Origin of the sequence: Proteiniborus sp. (assembly GCF_040308045.1) — a bacterium.
Taxonomy (GTDB): domain Bacteria; phylum Bacillota; class Clostridia; order Tissierellales; family Proteiniboraceae; genus Proteiniborus.
The window spans coordinates 1-3,306 of sequence record NZ_JAWRHZ010000038.1; the positions used below are offsets into that span (position 1 = coordinate 1).

Sequence of the window (3,306 nt, forward strand, 5' to 3'; positions counted from 1 at the left end):
TTAATCCATGTATTAAAGGCAGTAGGCGTTAAGTCATATTCAGCCATAATATCTTTCTTAGGCTTACCGCTTTCATATAGTTTTACCATTTGCTCTTTGAATTCTTCGGTATAGGTTCTTCTTTCTCTTTTTCTCATGTAAGCAGTTCTCCTTTTTATATAAGGTTCAGCAAAAGGAGGAATGATTATATTAATATTAAAATAATATTTAAATACATCCAATGTTAAGGTTCAGCGTTTATTATCTTTCTTAGCCTTCTCTGTGACTGGTATAATAAAAGGGAGAAGTTTTGGCAAGCAAAAAGGGAGAGAATTTTCCAACTTAATACAATAATACCTCATCTTCTGATAAAATTAAAGGTATGTTTTATCAGAGGAGGAAGACAGCTTGAAGGGATGGAATATGTTTGCTGAAATTAAGCAGTACAAATTAAAGGGATTCAATAAATCTCAGGTAAGTAGATTTCTTAAGATTAACTACAAGACAGTAGATAAATACTGGAATATGTCTTATGAAGAATATGCAGAACTAAAGGAGGAAACTAAGAATAGAAGCAAAAAAGTTGATAGACATAAGGAATTAATATTATCTTGGATAAAGGAATTTAGAGATATATCTACTGCTCAAATATATGATTGGCTCAAAGAAAGGTATGGTGAAGTGGATTTTAGTGATAGAACATTAAGACTTTATGTAAAGGATTTAAGGGAAAAATATGAACTGCCTAAAGTTTCTTGTATAAGGCAGTATGAAGAAGTCCCAGAACTTCCGATGGGATATCAAGCGCAAGTAGATTTAGGTGAGATTTGGCTATCTAAGTGTGATGGCTCAAGAGTTAAAGTATATTGTTTTGCAATGGTACTTTCTCATTCAAGATATAAGTTTCTATGGTGGAGAGATAAGCCCTTTAATACACTAGCTTTCATAGATGCTCATAATAAAGCTTTTGAATACTTTGAAGGAATGCCAAAAGAAATAGTATATGATCAAGATAGGATTCTAGCTGTATCAGAAAACCATGGAGATATCATATATACTGAGGGTTTTCAAAGTTACATAAGCATCATGGGATTTAAAACTAGGCTATGCAGAGCATTTGATCCAGAAAGTAAAGGAAAAATTGAAGCGGTAGTTAAATATGCAAAATATAATTTTGCAAAGCATAGGGCCTTTGCAGATATTGATTTACTAAACGAGGACTCATTTAAATGGCTAGATAGAACTGGTAATGCTAAAGTACATGAAATAACAAGAAAGGTACCTAAAGAAGTGTTTGCTCTGGAAAAGGAACACTTACAGAAAGTACCTAGCCTGTTTGAAAATATTAAACTTAATGATAGTTTAACCTATTCTGTTAGAAAAAACAATACCATATCATACAAGCAGAATAGATACCAGATTCCAAAAGGCACATACAGGCCAGGTAAAGAAGTTAAACTAATAATAAATGATAATAAGATGAATATAGTTGATTTAGATACCGGATTAGTTATAGCAACTCATAGTATTAGTAATCAAAAGGGTAAGTTAATTCAAATATACCATCCAGAAAGAGAAAAAAAGAAAACCAAAGATGAAATGTATGATAAAGCCTTTAAAGCTCTTGGAATGACAGATAAAGCAAAAGAACTATTAGATAATATACGAAAAGAAAAAGAGAGATATTGTAGAGACCAATTTGGATTAATAATATCAGTAGTAAGGGCTTATGATGAGAAAACAATAGGACAGGCAGTAGAATACTGTGTAAAGCGAAAGCTTTTTAGTGCAGGTATGTTTAAAGATACACTAGAATATCTAAGACTTCAGAAAGAAACAAATTTAGAAAAGAAATATAACAAAGCAAATCTATCCGTCTCCTCAAAGTATCATGATCTAAAACCTGAAATTAGAAACATTGATGAGTATATAAATGCTTTGAAGGGAGATAAAAAGACATGGATAAACTAGAGCAAATTAAAGAACATGCAAAAGAACTTAACCTAAATTACCTAAGAATTAACGCAGATAAAATCGTTGAAGAAGCCGATTTAAACGACTACTCATATCAAGATATATTAATAAAAGTACTTGATAGTGAAATAGGATTAAGAGATAAAAAAGCACAAGAAAGAAGATTAAAAAATGCAGGATTTCCAGTAATAAAGAAAATAGAAGACTTTGACTTAGATTTTCAAAAATCTATAACAAAAAAGCAAGTCAACAGGCTATTAGAAATGGAGTGGATAGATAGGATGTATAACCTTATCTTCCTAGGCCCTCCAGGTGTAGGGAAGACTCATCTATCAATTTCATTAGGATATAAAGCAGTGGAACAAGGGTATAAGGTTAGCTTTGTAACAATGGATAACCTGATGCATGTACTAAAAACACAAGAAATATCAAGAAAAAGTAAAGGAAAAATGAATAGAATATTATCTTCTAGCCTTGTCATAATAGACGAACTTGGTTACCTTCCAATAACAAGAGAAGAAGCAAATCTATTTTTTCAGTTAGTATCAGCACTTCACGAACAGGCTTCAATTATTATCACATCCAATAAAGGCTTAGAAGACTGGACAGAACTATTAGGCGACCCTGCCTTAACAACAGCAGTACTGGACAGAATCACGTATAGATGTGAGCTTTTTAGTATGTCTGGCAAGAGTTATAGACTAGAACACAGAAAGTCATTATTTTAATATCCAACTGGGAAAAATTCAGTAAAATTATTTGCCGAAATTTCTCCAAAAACACTTGCCAGTAACATCTCACTATCTTTGTATTTAAATACATCCAATGTTAAGGTTCAGCATTCTTCTATTTTAACGATGTCAATGCTTTTGTTAAATTTAAATACATCCAATGTTAAGGTTCAGCTACTGTGTTTAGGTTATTATATCCATTAGCAATAGTTATTTAAATACATCCAATGTTAAGGTTCAGCAATTTCTCTCCTTCCCACTCCCATTCTGACTCTTTAATTTAAATACATCCAATGTTAAGGTTCAGCTAATTATAATAATTATACTAATGAAATGGTTTTAGAATTTAAATACATCCAATGTTAAGGTTCAGCTTATTAACCAGGTCTAATTCATCTAGACTTTCTTATTTAAATACATCCAATGTTAAGGTTCAGCAATCGAGTTTTTAAGGTTATCAGACCGTTTTTAGTATTTAAATACATCCAATGTTAAGGTTCAGCTTGTTAGAGGTGGAGGAGACTTCTCTGGTCTCTATAAATTTAAATACATCCAATGTTAAGGTTCAGCAGATTAAAAAGACAATTAAAAACCCTTTTGAAGTTATTTAAATACATCCAAT

At 31.4% G+C, this 3,306-nt stretch carries 3 protein-coding genes and 1 CRISPR repeat array; of the genes, 2 read left to right on the forward strand and 1 reads right to left on the reverse strand.

Annotation, left to right across the window (positions count from 1 at the left end):
• A partial coding sequence (locus tag ABV008_RS07365; RefSeq protein WP_352419181.1) for a transposase occupies positions 1-137 on the reverse strand: 137 nt, incomplete at its 3' end.
• Between the two features lie 250 nt (positions 138-387).
• Here ABV008_RS07365 and istA point away from each other — a divergent pair.
• Together istA and istB are read left to right on the forward strand one after the other, a co-directional pair.
• The gene (gene istA, locus ABV008_RS07370; protein ID WP_352419179.1) at positions 388-1,950 is read left to right on the forward strand and encodes an IS21 family transposase; all 1,563 of its coding nucleotides are present in this window, start codon (positions 388-390) and stop codon (positions 1,948-1,950) included.
• On the forward strand, positions 1,938-2,681 hold the full coding sequence (gene istB / locus ABV008_RS07375) for an IS21-like element helper ATPase IstB (protein WP_352419180.1): 744 nt from the start codon (positions 1,938-1,940) through the stop codon (positions 2,679-2,681). The genes istA and istB overlap by 13 nt, the downstream gene beginning before the upstream one ends.
• Positions 2,682-2,763: 82 nt before the next feature.
• Positions 2,764-3,254: direct repeats of the CRISPR family, unit length 30 nt; unit sequence ATTTAAATACATCCAATGTTAAGGTTCAGC.
• The last annotated feature ends 52 nt before the right edge of the window (positions 3,255-3,306 follow it).

Excerpts from the sequence above, each read along its gene's own strand:
- istB (WP_352419180.1), top strand. The coding sequence starts at position 1,938 with ATGGATAAACTAGAGCAAATTAAAGAACATGCAAAAGAACTTAACCTA.